The organism is Cellulosimicrobium sp. SH8 (genome assembly GCF_025818875.1).
Classification (GTDB): Bacteria; Actinomycetota; Actinomycetes; order Actinomycetales; family Cellulomonadaceae; genus Cellulosimicrobium; species Cellulosimicrobium cellulans_D.
The window spans coordinates 31,915-50,219 of sequence record NZ_JAMXMH010000003.1 but is presented as its reverse complement, the minus strand read 5'-3'; the positions used below and the strand labels follow the sequence as shown (position 1 = coordinate 50,219).

The window sequence follows — 18,305 nt, the reverse complement described above, 5'->3', positions numbered from 1 at the left end:
TCCGTCGTGCGTGGCTGTGGAAAACCCTCGAGGGGCGTCAGAACCTCGGTAGGTTCTCCGCTCGCGGGACGTCGGTCCCGCGGCTCGCGACGACGCGGGTCGTGACGACGGCAGGGGGCCTCATGGTGCACGGACGTGGACGACGCGTGGCGAGGGCTTTCGCCACGGTGCTGGCGGGAGCGCTCGTGGTGACGCTCGCGGCGTGCATCCCGGACGCGGAGCCGGAGCGGCGCGCCCCCGCGGCGTTCGCCGCGATCGACGTGCCACCCGAGCTCGCCCCGCAGGAGGCCGTCGTCGACCAGGTCGGGATCGTGCCCGCCGCGTCCGGCCTGCCGTGGATCGTGAGCGGTGTGCGGACGGGGCCGGGCGGTGTGCCGGAGGGCGTGGTCTGGACCCTCGGTGAGAGCGGCGCGGTCGCGGGGGAGCCGGCGGTCCTCGACCTTCCGGGCGTGGTGCGCGACCTGGCGGTCGCGGGCGGTGCGGCTCGCACCGTCCTCGTGGGGAGCACGTGGCAGGGCGGACGGACGAGCGGCTTCCTGCTGACGTCGGCGGACCGTGCGGACTGGGTGCCGGTCGGGCTTCCTCCGGAGATCGAGGGCGTCCCGTTGACGCACGTCGCCGAGACGGGCGGCTCGGTCGTCGCACTCGGCGTCGATCCCGACGCGAGGGTCGTGCGCGGCGTGCTCGTGCCGCCGTCGGGCGACCCGGTGCCGCTGGCGCTTCCGGAGGGCGAGGGGCGGCCGACGATCCAGGGGGTGGCCGGACGCGAGGCGATGTCGGTCGTCGCGGTGTCCTGGGACGACGAGGTGGGGGACGACGTCGTCGTCACCTATCGTTCCGCGGACTCGGGGACCACCTGGACCGCGTCCGAGCTGCCCGGTGACGCGCCGCGCGTCGCGGGTGCGGCGGCGACCGCGACAGGGTTCGTCCTGACGGGCTCCGTGCGCGAGCCCGGGCTCGGTGGCCCGGTGTCGGACGCGGCCGCGTGGTACTGGGAACCGAGCGACGGCGACGCCTGGGAGTACCTGGACCTCCGCCGGGACGACGCCGGGACGGACGACCAGTCGACCGGGCTCTCGGCGCCCGCCGTGGGCGGCGACGACCTCGCGGCCGTCTACTGGGGCGACGAGCTCAGCGCGAGCAGCCTGGTGATCGAGGACGAGTCGGGAGACATCCTGTCCCAGGGCATGTCCGACGACAACGGAGGGATCGGCTTCGGCGGTCCGTCCGCCTGGGACCCGGACGAGCGTGCGGTGCGGGCCGTCCTCGCCGGGGACGGCGGCGCGTACGTGACCGAGCTCCGCGACGGGCGGTGGCGTCGGCTCGCGACCCTCGCGACGCCGCGGCGCTGGTTCCGGCCGACGGAGGTCGACGCGGGCGACGGGGCTCTCGTCGTGCGGCGCGCGGAGGTCTCGACCGCGGGGGACGGCTGGCGGAGGTGGGTCTCCTCAGCGGTGTACACCGCAGGTGGTCGCGGCCTCGCCGAGAGGTCGGTGGACGCCCCCTGGACCGGGGAGGACCTCGCACTGGTCCGGGCTGCGGCGTCCGACGGGAGCGAGGTGACGATCACGTTCGGTTGGGAGGAGGGCGAGGACGCCGTCACGGTGCGGTCGTGGTTCCGTCCCGCGGGCGGTGAGTGGGCGGAGGGCTCCGGCTGGCCGTCCTCCGGGCACGCGGAGATCCATGACGTCCGCGCGGTCGACGGGGGCTGGGTCGCCGTCGGGGTGCGGGCGGACAGTCCTGAGGGCGCGAGCGTGCGGCACGCCGCGGCCTGGCGGTCCGAGGACGGCCTCGTCTGGACCCTCGACGAGGGGTTCGAAGGGGGTGACGGTCGGTCCTCCGCACGGCACGTGTGCCTCCTCGCCGACGGTCGTCCCTGGGTGCTGGGCACGGTCGTCGACGGCGACCGGGAGGTCGACGCGTCCTGGGTCGGCGAGAGCACCGGCTGGGAGCGCGCGGTGATCGACGCGGAGGAGGCGTTCGAGGTCGACGGGTGCGTCCAGGGAGACGGCGACGCTCGCCCCCTGCTCCAGGTGCAGGTCGACGGGCGCACCGAGCTGCGCGGGACCACGGACGGCACGACCTTCGAGCTCGTCGGCGCGACGGGCCGAGGCGAGACGTTCGGTCGCGTCGTCCGGGTCGACGGGACCTACGCCGCCGTGGGCACGGTCGTCGCGACGGGCGTGGAACGGTCGGTCCTGTGGCTGTCCGCCGACGCGGAGGAGTGGCAGCATCTCGTGCTCCCGACGCCTGAACCGGGAGACCAGGGGACCGTCCACCCGGACGGGTCGGACGCCGTCGTGACGCTCGCAGGAGAGGGCGGCGTCCGGGCCTGGCGCGTGAGCGACGTCGCTCAGCTCGTCGACGCCGGATGATCGTCGCGTCCTGGACGGACGATGCCTGCCTCGTAGGCGAGGATGACGAGCTGCACGCGGTTGGTCAGCCCGACCTTCGTGAGCAGCGAGCGCACGTGGCTCTTCACGGTCGCCTCGGTGAGGTGCAGCTCGGCGCCGATCTCGCGGTTCGACAGCCCGCGCGCGACGGCGAGCAGCACCTCGCGCTCGCGCGGTGTGGCGGCGTCCAGCCCGGTCCGGGGCTCACCGTTCCCGTCGGCGCCGTTCCCGTCGGCGTCGTGCGCGAGCGGCGCGTGCCGCGCGAGCTCGACGTAGGTCGAGATGATGCGTCCGGTGACGGCCGGGTCGAGCAGCGAGTCGCCCGCGCGGACGCGGTGCACCGCGTCGACGAGGGTCTGCGGGTCGGCGTCCTTGAGCAGGAACCCGGCCGCCCCGGCGCGCAGCGCGCCGTACACGTACTCGTCGTCGTCGAAGGTCGTGAGGACGAGCGTGCGCACCGCGGCGAGGTCGGGGTCCGCGACGATGCGAGCGGTCGCCTCGATGCCGTCGAGGCGCGGCATGCGCACGTCCATGAGCACGACGTCGGGGCGCAGCGCGCGCGCCATCGTCACCGCGGTCTCGCCGTCCCCGGCCTCGCCCACGACGGTCACGTCCGGTTCGTTCTCGAGGATCATGCGCAGGCCGAGGCGGATCGTGGACTGGTCGTCGACGACGACGACGCGGACCGGGGCGAGCGCGGCGCCGCTCCCGTCCGCGCCTGGCACGGGGGCGGTCACGCGGTCTCCCGCGGGATGCGCGCCTCGACGGTCCAGCCGCCGCGCCCGTCCGGTCCGGCGGACAGCTCGCCCCCGGCGGCGAGCGCGCGCTCGCGCATGGAGGTCAGGCCGTGGCCCTGGCGCCCCCCGGCGCTCGGGAGGGGCGGACCTGGGTCGTGGACGCGCAGGCGCATGTCGGCGGCGTCCTCGGTGACGGTGACGGTGACGTCGGGGGCGAGCGAGTGGAGCAGCACGTTGGTCAGGGCCTCCTGGGTGATGCGGACGACGGCCAGCCCGGACTCGGCGTCCGTCGCCGGCCAGGGGCGGGGGAGCGTGAGGTCGACGGCGCGGCCTGCGTCGCGCAGGCGGCGTGCGGCCGCGCGCAGCTCGTCGGGGGCGCGGGTGCCGTCCGGCGTCGGGGCGAGGGCCGCGGTCCCGCCGTCGGCCTCGCTCCCGCGGCGCAGCACCTGCACGACCGACCGCATCGCGGTCAGCGCCTGCTTGCCCTCGTCGCTGATCCAGCGCACCGCCTCGGCGGGAGCCTCGGTGCGGTTCGCCGCGACGCGGTCCGCGGCCTGGGCCCGCACGACGATCGCGGACATGTGGTGCGCGACGACGTCGTGCAGCTCGCGCGCGATGCGCGTGCGCTCGGCGAGCACCGCGCGCTCGGCGAGCTCGGCCTGCAGTGCCTGGAGCTCGGCGTTGCGCTCGCGCAGCCGCTCGGACGTCACCGCGAGGCGGCGGAAGAAGTAGCCGGCCGCGACCGCGCCCAGGACGAGCGCGAGGGCGAGGAGCACGTCCGACGGCGACCGGCCGAGCCCGATCCACCGCGGGGAGAACGGGGTCGGGGGGAACGTCAGGTGCGGCCGGGACCAGAGCTGCATCGCGAACGCCGAGAGGCCGCCGGCGAGGCCGGCGAGCGCCCACGGGACGGCGCCCGAGCGGGTCGCGGCGAACCCCGCGACCAGGAGCGGGAGGAGCTCGAACGGCGTCTGCATGGTCCACGGCAGGGCGAGGGGGTAGAGCATCGCCGTCGCCCAGAAGAGCGGGCCCGGCAGGACCCGGCGCAGGGCGAGGGTCAGGACGATCCACAGCCCCGCCACGCGGTACGACTCGGGGGTGCGGGGGTACCAGTAGTCGCCGCTCTCCATCACGGTGATGACCGCGAACCACACGAAGCCCGCGGCGAGCGCGGTCGCGAGATCCTGCGCCCACACGGGCAGACGGGTGAGCTGGGGCACCCGTCCACGGTAGCGGGACGTCCCGTGCCGGAGGACCGTCCCCGGGCGGGCAGGTTGGGGCCCGCCTCCGCCCCAGGGCGGAGGTCACCCGGTGCGACCTGCCCGCCCTCGGGCGGGGCGCGTCCCCGCCACCGGGCCGATGCGGCGGCGCGCGAGAGCACGGGACGCTCGCCGCCATGCGGAGAATCCCCGAACCAGCCCGCGCACGGGTGGTCACCTACGGCGTCGTCGGCCTGCTCCTGGCGACCGCGGCCACGGGCACCGAGGCGTGGCCGCTCACCTCGTTCCGGCTGTTCAGCACGGTACGGACGAGCACGGCCACCGGGCTCGAGCTCGTCGCCCTCCGTCCCGACGGGACCTGGTCCCTCGTGCGCTTCGATGCGGGCAACCCCGTCCTCGCGACGACGGCCGACCTCCTCGACGACGTCGCCGACCAGGAGCCGGAGCGGCAGCGCGCCATGGTGCGCGCCTGGCTCGACGCCGCGCACCTGACGCCCGACGACGTCGACGTCGTCCGCGTCGAGCGCGTCGTGCGGACGGTGGGCGCCGACCTGTCGCGGACCGAGGTGTCGCGCGAGGTCGTGGTGGAGGTACGGCCGTGAGGTCCCGTCCGATCGACCCGCCCGTCGCGAGGTCGACCCTCCGCGGGTCGGTCTCGACCGCTCGGGTCGATCTCGTGGCCGCCGTCGTCCGGCGCGCGCGGGGGATCGACTCCGCACTGCTGAGGCCCGTGCCCGAACGCACGCTCGTCCTCGTCCACGTCCTCGTCGCCGTCGTGATCGGGCTGCGGCTGCTCGGCCGGGACTGGACCCTCGTGGCCGCCCGGCCCGCAGTCCTCACCGGCGGCCCGACGCCGTTCGGCTGGCTCCCGTTCGCCGTGCCCGTGGCCCTTCTCGTCGGGTTGCAGATCGTGGGTCTCCTCGGCGTGGCGCTCGTGCTCGCCCGGGTGCGCGCGCGCGTCGGGTTCGCCGTCGCGTGGGGCGCGTACGTGCTGCTCACGGCCCTGTGGGGCAGCTCGGGCAAGGTGCTGCACAACGACGTCCTCACCATCACGGTGGGCGTCGTGCTGCTCGCGGCCACCGTGCCGGCGCGACCCGGGCCCGGTACCGTCGCGCGGTCCGGATGGGCGGTCCACGGTGCGCTCGCGGTCGTGGGTTGCGTCTACCTCCTCACGGGCGCGCAGAAGCTCGTCCACAGCGGACCGGCCTGGGCGTTCGGCGACAGCATGGCGTGGGTCCTGCGCCAGGGGACGTCCCCGCTCGGGGAAGGGCTCACCCGTGTCGTCGCCGACCAGCCGGTCCTGACGCGCGCGCTCGCGACAGGTGCGCTCGTCCTCGAGCTCACCGCGCCACTCTGGCTCGCCGTTCGCGTCACGAGGATCCCGTTCGCGGCCGCGGTGGCGGCGATGCACACGAGCATCTGGGTGTTCCTCGGCCTGGACTACTCTGCGTGGGTCCTCACGGTCGCCGCGGTCGCGGTGCCGACCGGGCTGCGGGCCGCCTCGCGCGCGACACCTCCCGCGGACGGCAGGGTCGGGACCCCGCCCGCGGGCTGAGAGGGCGTCGGACCCCGGGTGGACCGGCCCGAGGGAGGTGCGCCGGACGGCGGGGGCCAGGTGCCGCCGTCGGGTCGATGTGGCGAGGGGTCGCGGCGGGCGAGCCTCGGAGGCATGACCACGACACCCCTCCGTCCCGCCCGCCACGTCCCGGGCCGTCCCGGCCCCCGTCGCGGCGCTCGCGCCGTGGCCGGCGTCCTCGTCGTCGGGGCGCTCGGCGCGGTGGGCGCGATCACGTACCTCACCGTGTCGACGCCCGACGGCGGCGCCGTCGCCGACCCGTCGCCCACGCTGCGCCCGCAGACCGCGACGGGCCTCGACCCGGAGCTCGAGCGGCGTTTCGACGCGGCACGGGCGGCGGCGGACGCCGACGGCGTCGAGCTCACCCTCACGTCCGGGTGGCGTACCGCGGCCGAGCAGCAGGAGCTCGTGGACGCCGCGCTCGAGCGCTACGGGTCGGCCGAGGAGGCGCACCGGTGGGTGCTCCCGCCCGAGTCGTCCGAGCACGTCGCGGGGCTCGCGATCGACGTCGGGCCGACGGACGGCGCGCTGTGGCTCGAGCAGCACGGCGCGGAGTTCGGCCTGTGCCGCACCTACGCGAACGAGCTGTGGCACTTCGAGGCCGCGACCGAGCCCGGCGGCACGTGCCCGCCGATGCACGACGACGCGTCCCACGGCTGGGGGTGACCGCCCGCCGGCCGGGGGTCACGACCTGACGGCGTCCTCCTGTCGCTGGAGCCACGCGAGGATCAGGCGGCTGGTCTCCTCCGGCAGCTCTTGCTGGATCCAGTGGCCGCAGTCCAGCTCCACGACCTCGACGCGTGGCACGAACGCCTCGAGGTTCGGCGCCCTCGTGACCGTGTCCCGTGCGCCGTAGATCATGAGCGCGTCCTGGCGGACGACCGGGTCGACCTCCGTCATCAGCTCCCAGTTGCGGTCCACGTTCCGGTACCAGTTCACGCCGGGGGTGAATCCCGACGCCTCGAACGCGGCGACGAACACCGCGAGCTCGGCGTCGCTCAGCACCGGCTCTCCGCGCGGCGTCTCGGCGTGGGCGAGGTCGAGGAGCCACGTGCCCGACGCCGGCTCGGCCTCGGGCTCGGCCTTGCGGTACAGGTTGCGCAGGAACCGGTGGGCGTTCGCGTCGAACAGGGCGTCCGCCACGCCGGGCCGGCGGTTGAAGTGGACGAAGTACGAGTCGCTGCCGACCGCCGCCTCGATGAACGCGAGGGGCGGCACCTCGCCGCGCTCCAGGTACGGCACGCTGAGCGCGACCACCGAGCGCACCCGGGTCGGGTGCAGCACCGCGGCGCTCCACACCACGTTCGCCCCCCAGTCGTGGCCCACGAACGTGGCGTCCTCGTACCCGTAGTGGTCCAGGAGCCCGACGAGGTCGCCGGTCAGGTGCACGACGTCGTAGTCGGAGACGTCGGCGGGGCGGGACGACCCGCCGAAGCCGCGCTGGTTGGGCGCGATGACGTGGTACCCGGCGGCGGCGAGCGCGGCCATCTGGTGGCGCCACGAGAAGGCCAGCTCGGGCCAGCCGTGGCAGAGGACGACGGGTCTGCCGGCGTTCTCCTGCCCCGCCTCGAAGACCTCGAGCTCGATGCCGTTGACGGTGACCATGGTCGGTCCGGGAAAGTCGATGGTGTGTGACACGGGTGCTTGTCCTTCCGGTGACGTGCCGATGCGCGCGGTGCGGCGATCGATCGGCGCGACCGTAGAGACCATCGCGGACAGGAGCTGTCCGCGGTGCGCGGGAGGCTGGGAAACATGTCGACGGATCCCACCGGCCGCGCGCTCACGCTGCTCTCGCTGCTCCAGACCCACCGGTTCTGGCCCTGTGCGGAGCTCGCCCGGAGACTCGGCGTGACCGAGCGGACGGTGCGCCGCGACGTGGACCGTCTCCGGGGGCTCGGGTATCCCGTCGCCGCCACCGCGGGCAGGTACGGGGGCTACCGCCTCGAGTCCGGAGCGCACCTGCCGCCGCTCGTGGTCGACGACGACGAGGCCGTCGCGCTCGCCGTCGGGCTCGGGTGTGCGGCTGTCGCCGCCGTCGACGGGATGGAGGAGATCTCGCTGCGTGCCTTCGCGAAGGTCGAGAGCCTGCTGCCGCACCGCCTGCGCCGGCGGGTGGCGGCGCTGCGCTCGAGCATGACGCCCGTGACGTCGCCGACCGACCAGGACCTGGTCGACCCGGGGTCGCTCAGCGTGCTCGCGGCCGCGTGCCGCGACCACGAGCTCGTGCGCTTCCCCTACCGTGCCGGCGACGGCACCCTCACCAGGCGCCTGGTCGAGCCGCACCGGCTCGTCGCCGCCGACCGCCGCTGGTACCTCGTCGCGTGGGACCGGGACCGCGGTGACTGGCGGACCTTCCGGATCGACCGGCTCGCACGTCCGTACGCGACCGGGGGCCGCTTCGCGCCCCGCGAGATCCCCCGTGGTGGCGCGTCCGCGTTCGTCGCCCACGCCCTCGGCGCGGTCCCCCGAGAACGGGTCGCCACCCTCGTCCTGGACGCCGAGCCCGACCACCTCGCCGACGTGCTCCGGTGGGTGGACCACGACCTGGTCGACGCCGCGTCGGGGGCCGTGGTGGTCCGGGTCCGTGGCGAGGACGTCGGGCGGCTGGCCATGACGGTCGCACGGTTGGCTCTCAGCGCCCCCGTGCGCGTGGTCGAGCCCGACGACCTCGCGGACGCCGTCGAGCGCCTCGGGGCCCGGCTCGCGCACCGACGTCGGCCCTGAGCGCGACGACGTCGCGGTGGCCGTGCCCGACGGGAGGGCGGCGGATGTCGGCGGTCCGCGCGATGATGTGCGGGTGAGCGAGAGCACCCCCGCGACGTCCGCCCCGACCACCCCGACCGCGACGGACCAGGAGGTCCCCACGGCCACGTCCGCCGCCGAGCTCGACGAGGCCGCCGCGCAGAGGCGCTGGGCCGAGCTCGTCGCGCAGGTCGAGGCCGACCAGCGCGCGTACTACGAGGAGGACCAGCCCGTCTCCTCGGACGCCGAGTACGACGCCCGGATGCACGAGCTCCAGGCCCTCGAGGCCGCTCACCCCGCGCTCCAGTCGCCCGAGTCGCCCACCCAGCGCGTCGGTGGTCGCGCCGCCGCGGGGTTCGCGACGGTGCAGCACCTCGAGCCCATGCTCTCGCTCGACAACGCGTTCAGCGAGGAGGACCTCGCGGCGTGGGCGGCGCGCGTGCACCGCGACCTCGGCGTGGCCGCCGACGCGGAGGTGGGCTACCTGTGCGAGGTGAAGATCGACGGCCTCGCCATCGCGCTGCTCTACGAGAAGGGCCGGCTCGTGCGAGCCGCCACGCGCGGCGACGGGCGCACGGGCGAGGACGTCACGGCCAACGTCCGCACCATCACGAGCATCCCGCAGCAGCTCGCGGGCGACCCGGCCACGCACCCGGACGTCATCGAGGTCCGCGGCGAGGTCTTCATGGGGGTCGCGGACTTCGCCGCGCTCAACGAGAAGCTCGTCGCCGCCGGGCAGGACCCGTACGCCAACCCGCGCAACACCGCGGCCGGGTCGCTGCGCCAGAAGGACCCGGCCGTCACCGCGAGCCGCAACCTGCGCATGTACGCGCACGGCGTCGGAGCGCTCCAGTGGGAGGCGGGCGAGCACGCCGAGCTCGCACGGCAGTCCGACGCGTACGCGCTCTTCGAGCGGTGGGGCGTGCCCGTGTCGCCGCACAACCGGGTGGTGCACGGCCTCGACGAGGTGATGGAGCGCATCGCGTACTTCGGCGAGCACCGCCACGACATCGAGCACGAGCTCGACGGGATCGTCGTCAAGGTCGACGAGCTCGCGCTCCAGCGCCGGCTCGGCGCCACGAGCCGTGCGCCCCGGTGGGCCATCGCCTACAAGTACCCGCCGGAGGAGGTCAACACGCGCCTGCTCGCGATCCAGGTCGGCGTGGGCCGCACCGGCCGCGCGACCCCGTACGCCGTCATGGAGCCGGTCAAGGTCGCGGGCAGCACCGTGCGCCAGGCGACCCTCCACAACCAGGACGTCGTCCGGGCCAAGGGCGTGCGCATCGGCGACATGGTCGTGCTGCGCAAGGCCGGCGACGTCATCCCGGAGATCCTCGGCCCCGTCGCGGCGCTCGCGGACGACGGCTACCCGCGCGAGGACTTCGTCATGCCGGCCGAGTGCCCCGAGTGCGGCACACCGCTGCGCCCCATGAAGGAGGGCGACGTCGACCTGCGCTGCCCCAACGCCGAGTCGTGCCCCGCCCAGGTGCGTGGCCGCGTCGAGCACATCGGGTCGCGCGGCGGCCTCGACGTCGAGGCGCTCGGCGAGGTCACGGCCGCCGCGCTCACCCAGCCGTACGAGCCGGCCGAGCCGCCGCTGCGCACGGAGAAGAACCTCTTCGGGCTCACCGTCGAGCAGCTCGCGCCGATCAAGGTCGTCGTGCGCGACCCGGAGACCGGCCTGCCCCGGCCGTACGAGGGCGTGGGGGAGTCGGGCGAGGTCGCGATGTCCGACGGCTCGGTGCTGCTCGCCAAGGTCGTCCGGCCGTTCCAGAAGGTCGCCGCGCGCACCTATCCGCCGGGGTTCGAGGACGCGACGCCCGCCGAGCGCCGCGCGGCGGGGGTCCGCAAGGACTACCCGGTGTACGGGCCGTCGAGCACGGCGCAGACCCTCGTCGACGAGCTGGGGCTCGCGAAGACGAAGGACCTCTGGCGCATCCTCGTGAGCCTCAACATCCGGCACGTCGGCCCGGTCGCGGCCCGAGCGCTCGCGGACTGGTTCGGGTCCCTGGACGCCATCGAGGAGGCGATCCGTGACGGGGGCCGCGAGGCGCTCGCGGCGGTCGAGGGCGTCGGGCCGGTGATCGCGGACGAGGTGATCGCGTGGCTCGAGGTCGGTTGGCACCAGGAGATCGTCGACCAGTGGAAGCGGGACGGGGTGCGGTTCTCCATCCCGGGGCATCCTGGTCCGGGCGCCCGGCAGGCACCCACCGGACCGCTCGCGGGACTCACCGTCGTCGTCACGGGGTCGCTCGAGGGCTTCAGCCGCGACGGCGCCAAGGAGGCGGTGATCGCCGCGGGCGGCAAGTCGTCGGGGTCGGTCTCGAAGAAGACCGACTACGTCGTCGTCGGAGCGAGCGCGGGCTCGAAGGAGACCAAGGCCCGCGACCTCGGCTTGCCGATCCTCGACGAGGACGGCTTCGTCGCGCTGCTCGCGGGCGGGCCCGACGCCGTCGCGGACCGGGTCGGTGGCGACGTGCCCGGCGCGGACGACGAGGCGGGCGCCGGTACGGACGGCTGAGTCGTCCGACGCTCCGCGGCGCCGCACGGGTGGATCAGGGCGCCGAGGGGCGCCGCCCCACGACCTCGCGCAGCCGCACGACGCCGTCGGGCGGGACGGGCAGGGACGGACCGCGTGGGGGAGCGGTCGGTACGCCGAGGAGGTTCGCGAGCGCGTGGAACCCGCTCACCGGGCGTAGCGACCCCAGGACGTCCGTGAGCGCGCGCAGCCAGTCCAGGACCTGGGCGTCGGGTGCGGTGCCCGCGGCCCGGGCGCGCCGGAGCGCCGCGTACTCGGCGGGCACGAGCGCGGCGAGCCCGGTGTGCCAGGCGTCAGCGGTCTCGGCGCCGCCGACGATCGCCGCGTCGCCGCTGAGCCCGACGCTCACGCCGAGCCCGGCGGTCGCCGCACGCAGCGACCCGACCCGGCCCGCCGGCCGCGCGGGCGTCGACGCCGGGTCCTTGACGGCCGCGACGGTCGCGGTGCGCGCGAGCCGGGCGAGCGCGTCGGGCGTGACGTCGTACGCCGTCTGCATGCTGCGGTTGTAGTAGCAGACCGGCAGGTCGACGGCCGCCGCCACGGCCTCGAACACGGCTACGACCTCGTCCTCGTCGAGCGGGAGGTAGGAGAACGGCGCGAGCACGAGCCCGTCGGCCCCGCCGTCCCGCGCCGCGCGGGCGCGGGCGACGACCTCGCGCGTGGACGCACCGCTCACGGCGACGTGCACGGGGACGCGCGGCGAACCGGTCGCGGAGCCCGCCGCGACGGCGGCGCGGATGACGGCGTCGCGCTCGTCGGGCGCGAACGTCACCCCGGCGCCCGATGACGCGAGGACGACGACGCCGTCGACCCCCGCGCGTGCGGCGTCGGCCACGAGGGCGGCGAGCGCGTCGAGGTCGGGCGCGTCGGCGGGGGTGAGCGGCGTGATCGGGTAGGCGAGGAGGCCGTGGAACGAGGTCACGCGCCGAGTGTAGGGAACCGCACGCGCGGGTCGCTGCGTGTCAGCGGCTCGCCCAGAGCATGCCGCGCTCCACGATCGTGCGGACGGGCGGGACCTCGAGGTCGGCGAGCTGGTGACCCGCCGCGCACACGAAGATGCGGCCGGCGCCCCAGCGGCGCGTCCACACGGCGGGGGAGACGACGGGCTCGTGCCACGGGTCGCCGTCGCGCGGGACGATGGTCGTCGTCGCGAGGACGTCGTTGTACGAGTCGGCGAGCACCCAGTACTGCTCGGAGTGCAGCGCGATCGGGCCGATGCCCGCGACGATCGGGTGGTCCGCGTGCTCCGGCGCGATGTCGATCGTGTGGTCGATGAGGTCGTGCGCGTGCGCGGCGAACTGCCCGCCCACCATCTGCAGGTAGTCGGTCGCGAGGCGGAACGAGTCCACGATCCCGCCGTGCCAGCCCGCGAAGCCGGTGCCGTTCGCGATCGCCGTGCGCAGCCCGCGCATCTCGTCAGGGAGGATCTCGCCCATCGTCCAGCACTGGACGACGAGGTCCAGGCTCGCCATGAACTCCTCGTCGGCGTACGACTCCAACGATCCCTCGAGCGTCACGTCGTATCCGGACGCCTCCAGGAACGGGACGAACAGCTCCGCCGCCTCCTCGGGTGCGTGCCCGGGCCAACCGCCCCGGACCACGAGCGCTCGACGGTCCCGCTCGGTCATGACTCCTCCTCGTGCCTCGTCACACTCGTCACGTCCGCGTATCGCGGACAGCGGCCCCCGGCGACCGCGCTCAGGCGATGAGCGCGTCGATCGCTGCGGGCGAGAGTACGTGATCCACGGCCATGGCGCTCGCACCGAGCACGCCGGCCTGGCCACGCGCCTGCGACGTGACGATGCGCAGGTGCTGCGTCGCGAGGGGGAGCGACCGCTGGTACACGATCTCGCGGATGCCCGCGATGAGGTGCTCGCCGGCCTCGGCGACGATGCCGCCGATGACGATGAGCGACGGGTTGAGGAGGCTCACGCACGCCGCCAGCACCGAGCCGATGTCGCGTCCGGCCTGGCGGACGGCCTGGCTCGCGGTGAGGTCCCCACCGCGGACGAGGGTGACGACGTCGGCGCTGTTCGTCGCGTCGAGGCCCGCGGCGGCGAGCGCGGCGGCGACCGCCTGTCCGCTCGCGACGGCCTCGAGGCACCCGACGTTCCCGCAGCGGCAGGGGACGTCGGCCGCGCTCGGGACGGCGACGTGGCCGATGTCCCCGGCGGCGCCCTGCGCGCCGCGCCGCAGCTCGCCGTCGGCGATGATGCCGGACCCGATGCCGGTGGCGACCTTCACGAACAGCATGTCCGTCACGGTGGGCCAGGCGGTGCGGTGCTCTCCGAGCGCCATGATGTTCACGTCGTTGTCCACGAGGACCGACGCGTTGAACCGCTTCTGGAGGATGCCGGCGACGTCGACGTCGTCCCACGCGGGCATGATCGGCGGGTTGATGGGCCGGCCGGACGAGTGCTCGACGGGCCCGGGCAGGCCGACGCCGACGCTCACGAGGTCGTCGAGGCTGCGCCCGGTCGTCGCGACCAGCTTTTCGCCCGTGTCCGCGACCCACGACAGGACGACGTCGGGCCCGTCGGCGATCGCGAGCGCGGCGTCGGTCTCGGCGAGCACGTTCGACGCGAGGTCCGTCACGGCCAGGCGCGCGTGGGTCGCTCCGAGATCGACGGCGAGGACGATGCGTGCCTCAGGGCTGAAGGCGAAGGTCACGGGCGGTCGCCCGCCGGTCGAGCTCGCCTCTCCCGCGGGGGCGATGAGGCCCGCGGACATGAGGAGGTCGATCCGGGCGGCGATCGTGGACCGCGCCTGCCCCGTGATCGCTGCGAGGTCCGCGCGCGTGCGCGGCTGACCGTCCCGGAGCAGCTGGAACATGTCGCCGCCGCCGGTCGGGCGCGGCGCGAACTTCAGCAGTTCCTCCATGGGCACAGTGAATCACGGGGCCTCTCGTCGGTCGTCCGTACGTGCCGGACGAGTCATCGGCTTTTGCTTGACGATCGCCAAAAGGTACCCTACTGTCCCCTCCCAAGGCGACACGGACGTCGTCGGAAGTTGTGGAGACCCGAGGAAGGGCCTCCCGTCCGGGCGAACACCCGCCCCACCCGCTCGTGCAGACCCCGACCCCAGGCCGACTTCTCGGTGGTTCGGCTCGTCAGCCGGCCGCCGCGCCACCTGTCGACCCGCCTCGTCGATCACTGCCCGTTCGCGTCGTGGGAGCGTTCCCTCGCCCTGACAGCGCTTGTCCACTTTTGCTGGTAACGAAGTTGTAACAGCAGCAAAAGCCCGCGATCTTATGATTGACCGTCGTCAAAAGGTCGGCTAGGTTCACCGCATGGTCACCGCAGACCCTCCCCAGCCGCTCCTGCAGATGCAGGGCATCGTCAAGGTCTTCCCCGGGGCTCGAGCGCTCGACGGCGTCGATCTCGAGATCCTCCCCGGCGAGGTCCACTGCCTCCTCGGGCAGAACGGCGCCGGCAAGTCCACCCTCATCAAGGTGCTCGCCGGTGCCCACCAGCCGACGGAAGGGCAGATCCTGCTCGACGGCGAGCCCATCACCATCTCCGACCCCGTCGCCGCGCTGCGCCACGGCGTCGCGACCATGTACCAGGAGCTCGACGTCGTCGACGGTCTCACCGTCGCGGAGAACGTCTACCTCGGCCACGAGCTCTCGACCCTCGGGTTCTCCCAGCGTCGCGAGGCCGTGCGCCAGACGCGGGCGATCCTCAAGCGGCTCGGCCACAGCGAGATCTCCCCGAACCAGGAGGTCGAGCACCTCTCGGCCGCGGGCAAGCAGATCGTCTCCATGGCTCGGGCGCTGTCGCACGACGCGCGCGTCATCGTCATGGACGAGCCGTCCGCCGTGCTCGACTCCGAGGAGGTGGGCAACCTCTTCCGCGTCGTCGAGGAGCTGACCAAGGCCGGCGTGGCCGTCGTGTACATCTCGCACCGCCTCGAGGAGATCCGCGAGATCGGGGACCGGATCACGGTGCTCAAGGACGGCCGGACCGTCGCGCAGAACCTCCCGGTCTCCGAGACGCCGACGGCGAAGCTCATCACCCTGATGACCGGGCGTTCCGTGGAGTACGTCTTCCCGGAGACCGACGGTCCCGCCGCCGACGCGCCGGTCGTGCTCGACGTCCAGGGCCTCGGCCTGCGCGGGGTGTTCGAGGATGTGTCGCTCCAGGTGCGGGCCGGGGAGATCGTGGGTCTCGCCGGCCTCGTGGGGGCGGGCCGCTCGGAGATCATCGAGACGATCTACGGGGCGCGCCGGGCGACCGCGGGCACTGTGACGGTCGACTCCAAGAAGCTGCGCGCCGGGTCCGTGGCCGCCGCCGTGGACGCCGGAATCGGGCTCGCGCCCGAGGAGCGCAAGAGCCAGGGCCTGCTCCTCGACGAGCCCGTCTACCGCAACGTCACGCTGTCGACGTTCGCCCGGTTCGCGCGCGGTGGCTTCCTCGACGAGCGTGCCGAGCGTCGTGCCGCCAAGGAGCAGGCCGAGTCGCTCGAGCTCCGCCCCACGGGCGTGGACCGCGCGATCCGCACCCTCTCGGGCGGCAACCAGCAGAAGGCGATGCTCGCCCGCTGGCTCGTCCACGGCTGCCGCGTCCTGCTCCTCGACGAGCCGACGCGCGGCGTCGACGTCGGGGCGCGCGCCGAGATCTATGCGCTCATCCGCCGCCTGGCCGACGAGGGCGCCGCCGTCGTCGTCGTCTCCAGCGAGATCCCCGAGGTCCTGGGTCTCGCCGACCGCGTGCTCGTCGTCTCCGAGGGCCGCGTCGTGCACCAGGGACCCGCAGATTCGATCGACGAGCACGGAGTGCTCGACCTCGTCATGGAAGGAAGTGTCGCGTGAGCGAGCACAAGGTGGGCGACGACAAGGTCGCCGTCGCGCCGAGCGACGAGACCGCTCGGGTGGAGAAGGCGAGCGCGGCCGCCGCATCGCGCAGGAGCGGGCTGTTCAGCGGTCCGGCAGGACGCAACCTCGGCCTCGTGGTCGCGCTCCTGCTCCTGTGCGTCGTGGGCTTCGCGACGGCCGGCGAGCGGTTCGCGAGCCTCAGCAACCTCATGACCATCCTCAGCCTGGGCGCGGTCGTGGGCGTCGTGAGCATCGGCATGACGTTCGTCATCACGACAGGTGGCATCGACCTCTCCGTCGGATCGGTGCTCGGGCTGGCGTCCGTGTGGGCGACGACGCTCGCGACCCAGCAGTACGGCTGGGTCGTGATGGTCATCTGCGCGCTCGCGGTCGGCCTCGGTGCCGGGCTCATCAACGGCGTGATCATCGCCTACGGCAACGTCGTGGCCTTCATCGCGACGCTCGCCATGCTCGTCGCCGCCCGCGGCGTCGCGGAGCTCATCGCCCAGCGCCGGACGCAGATCGTCGACGTCCCGGAGTTCAAGGACGTCTTCGGCGGCAACCTCCTGGGCATCCCGAAGATCGTCTGGATCTTCGCCCTCGTTGCGGTGCTCGCCTGGTTCCTCCTCAACCGGACGACGTTCGGCCGACGCACGATCGCCGTCGGCGGGAACCCCGAGGCCGCGCGCCTCGCCGGTATCAAGGTCAAGCGGCACCTCATGTACGTGTACGCGCTGTGCGGGCTCACCGCCGGCATCGCCGGGGTCATGATGCTCGCCCGCACGGGCGCCGGCTCCTCGACCAACGGCTCGCTGTACGAGCTCGACGCGATCGCCGCGGTCGTCGTCGGCGGCACGCTCCTCGCCGGTGGTCGCGGCACGATCGTGGGCACCGTCCTGGGCGTCCTCATCTTCCAGACCCTCACGAACGTCTTCATCCTCAACAACCTCGACAGCTCCGTCCAGGCCGTCGCCAAGGGCGCCATCATCGTCATCGCGGTCCTGCTCCAGCAGCGCCTCGCCCGGCGGACCACGTAGCTCCCCCCTGAACACCTCGGCGCCCCGCGCCAGGCACGACCCGCACCACCCGGCAGTTCCCCCGAAGTTCCTCCCGCAGGACAGCATCGAAGGAGATCCCATGTCCGCACGCACCACCCTGCGCCGCCGCTTCATGATCGCCACGGTCTCGGCCGCGTCGATCGCACTGATCGCCACGGCGTGCACGTCGAACACCCCGACCACCGAGAACACCACGGAGGCGGACGGCGGCGGCAGCAGCAACGAGGCCGTCTCGGACAACGACGCCCCGGGCGAGAAGGTCGTCATCGGCTTCTCGGCCCCCGCGGCCGACCACGGCTGGATGGGTGCCATCTCGTCGGCGGCCAAGGCCGAGGCGGACAGCTACGAGGACGTCGAGCTCCGGGTCGCGGAGGGCACGAACGACGTCAACGTCCAGATCAGCCAGATCGAGGGCTTCATCAACGACGGCGTCGACGCGATCGTGCTCCTGCCGTTCGACGGCGCGGCCCTCACCGACGTCGCGACCAAGGCGATGGAGGCCGGGATCCCGGTCATCAACGTCGACCGCGAGTTCTCCAGCCCGTTCGCCGCCCGCACCACGGTGCTCGGCGACAACTACGGCATGGGCGTGAGCGCCGGCCAGTACATCTGCGAGCAGCTCGGGGACAACCCGGACGCGGTCGTCGCGGAGATCGCCGGCATCGACTCGCTCCCGCTCACGCAGGACCGCAGCCAGGGCTTCGAGGACGCGCTGTCCGACTGCGGCCTCGACGTCGACAACCGCGTCGCGGCCGACTTCACGGTCCAGGGTGGCGAGGCCGCGACGGCCAACCTGCTCCAGGCCGCCCCGAAGATCGACGCCATCTGGAACCACGACGACGACCAGGGCGTCGGCGTCCTCCAGGCGATCGAGAACGCGGGCCGCGACGAGTTCTTCATGGTCGGCGGTGCCGGCTCGGCGAACGTCATGGAGCACATCAAGGCCGGGGACTCGGTCCTCCAGGCGACGGTCGTCTACCCGTCGACCCAGGCCGCGGACGGCATCAAGCTCGCGCGCCTCATCGCCCACGGGAACAACATGAGCGACCTCGCGTCGTCGGGCGTGCCGCGCACGGTCCAGCTCTTCGCGCCGGTCGTCACGAAGGACAACGTCGACGAGTACCTGCCCACGGCGTTCCAGTCCTGACGGACCGCTGACGCCCGTCGTCAGCACGCAGCAGGCAAGCACGCGGACCACGTCCACGGTCCGCCCGGGAGAACCCGGCC

Annotated in this window: 15 protein-coding genes; 9 read left to right on the top strand and 6 right to left on the bottom strand. The window is 73.8% G+C overall.

Going from position 1 to position 18,305, the window contains the following annotated elements; translation table 11 throughout:
- Window positions 1–146 precede the first annotated feature (146 nt).
- A complete protein-coding gene (locus tag NF338_RS05260; RefSeq protein WP_264029832.1) occupies window positions 147–2,375 on the top strand; it encodes a hypothetical protein in 2,229 nt (742 codons plus the stop codon).
- Here the strand turns inward: NF338_RS05260 and NF338_RS05255 are convergent.
- Together NF338_RS05255 and NF338_RS05250 are read right to left on the bottom strand one after the other, a co-directional pair.
- Window positions 2,354–3,130, bottom strand: a complete 777-nt coding sequence (locus NF338_RS05255) for a response regulator (protein ID WP_264029831.1) — start codon at window positions 3,128–3,130, stop codon at window positions 2,354–2,356. The genes NF338_RS05260 and NF338_RS05255 overlap by 22 nt on opposite strands.
- A complete protein-coding gene (locus NF338_RS05250; RefSeq protein WP_264029830.1) occupies window positions 3,127–4,350 on the bottom strand; it encodes a sensor histidine kinase in 1,224 nt (407 codons plus the stop codon). Before NF338_RS05250 ends, NF338_RS05255 begins: the two co-directional genes overlap by 4 nt.
- A 176-nt stretch (window positions 4,351–4,526) precedes the next feature.
- Here NF338_RS05250 and NF338_RS05245 point away from each other — a divergent pair, with 176 nt between their 5' ends.
- The 3 genes from NF338_RS05245 to NF338_RS05235 all read left to right on the top strand — a co-directional run bounded on the left by NF338_RS05245 (window position 4,527) and on the right by NF338_RS05235 (window position 6,592).
- Window positions 4,527–4,952 (top strand): hypothetical protein, encoded by a 426-nt coding sequence (locus NF338_RS05245; RefSeq protein WP_264029829.1) that lies wholly within the window; start codon window positions 4,527–4,529, stop codon window positions 4,950–4,952.
- Window positions 4,953–5,026: 74 nt separating this feature from the next.
- Entirely contained in the window at window positions 5,027–5,905 is an 879-nt protein-coding gene (locus NF338_RS05240; RefSeq protein WP_264029828.1) for a hypothetical protein, read from the top strand.
- Between the two features lie 114 nt (window positions 5,906–6,019).
- Window positions 6,020–6,592 carry a M15 family metallopeptidase gene (locus tag NF338_RS05235; protein WP_264029827.1) on the top strand — a complete coding sequence of 191 codons (573 nt, stop codon included), beginning with the start codon at window positions 6,020–6,022 and terminating at the stop codon, window positions 6,590–6,592.
- Window positions 6,593–6,610: 18 nt separating this feature from the next.
- Here NF338_RS05235 and NF338_RS05230 read toward each other — a convergent pair whose 3' ends face one another.
- Window positions 6,611–7,564, bottom strand: coding sequence for an alpha/beta fold hydrolase (locus NF338_RS05230; RefSeq protein WP_264029826.1), 954 nt, complete (start codon window positions 7,562–7,564; stop codon window positions 6,611–6,613).
- 114 nt (window positions 7,565–7,678) lie between these two features.
- Here NF338_RS05230 and NF338_RS05225 point away from each other — a divergent pair, with 114 nt between their 5' ends.
- Complete coding sequence (locus NF338_RS05225; RefSeq protein ID WP_264029825.1) at window positions 7,679–8,650, top strand: helix-turn-helix transcriptional regulator; 972 nt, start codon at window positions 7,679–7,681, stop codon at window positions 8,648–8,650.
- 73 nt (window positions 8,651–8,723) lie between these two features.
- Entirely contained in the window at window positions 8,724–11,189 is a 2,466-nt protein-coding gene (gene ligA, locus NF338_RS05220) for an NAD-dependent DNA ligase LigA (protein ID WP_264029824.1), read from the top strand.
- Window positions 11,190–11,223: 34 nt separating this feature from the next.
- On the opposite strand, the gene NF338_RS05215 is transcribed toward ligA, so the two are convergent.
- The 3 genes from NF338_RS05215 to NF338_RS05205 form a co-directional block, all read right to left on the bottom strand.
- Window positions 11,224–12,129, bottom strand: coding sequence for a dihydrodipicolinate synthase family protein (locus tag NF338_RS05215; protein ID WP_264029823.1), 906 nt, complete (start codon window positions 12,127–12,129; stop codon window positions 11,224–11,226).
- A 40-nt stretch (window positions 12,130–12,169) separates the two neighbouring features.
- A complete protein-coding gene (locus NF338_RS05210; RefSeq protein WP_264029822.1) occupies window positions 12,170–12,835 on the bottom strand; it encodes a ThuA domain-containing protein in 666 nt (221 codons plus the stop codon).
- A 70-nt stretch (window positions 12,836–12,905) separates the two neighbouring features.
- A complete protein-coding gene (locus tag NF338_RS05205; protein WP_264029821.1) occupies window positions 12,906–14,087 on the bottom strand; it encodes an ROK family transcriptional regulator in 1,182 nt (393 codons plus the stop codon).
- Window positions 14,088–14,496: 409 nt separating this feature from the next.
- Here NF338_RS05205 and NF338_RS05200 point away from each other — a divergent pair, with 409 nt between their 5' ends.
- The 3 genes from NF338_RS05200 to NF338_RS05190 all read left to right on the top strand — a co-directional run bounded on the left by NF338_RS05200 (window position 14,497) and on the right by NF338_RS05190 (window position 18,225).
- A complete protein-coding gene (locus NF338_RS05200) occupies window positions 14,497–16,017 on the top strand; it encodes a sugar ABC transporter ATP-binding protein (protein WP_264029820.1) in 1,521 nt (506 codons plus the stop codon).
- A complete protein-coding gene (locus tag NF338_RS05195; protein ID WP_389275917.1) occupies window positions 16,014–17,057 on the top strand; it encodes an ABC transporter permease in 1,044 nt (347 codons plus the stop codon). Before NF338_RS05200 ends, NF338_RS05195 begins: the two co-directional genes overlap by 4 nt.
- Before the next feature lie 100 nt (window positions 17,058–17,157).
- A complete protein-coding gene (locus NF338_RS05190; RefSeq protein WP_264029819.1) occupies window positions 17,158–18,225 on the top strand; it encodes a substrate-binding domain-containing protein in 1,068 nt (355 codons plus the stop codon).
- The last annotated feature ends 80 nt before the right edge of the window (window positions 18,226–18,305 follow it).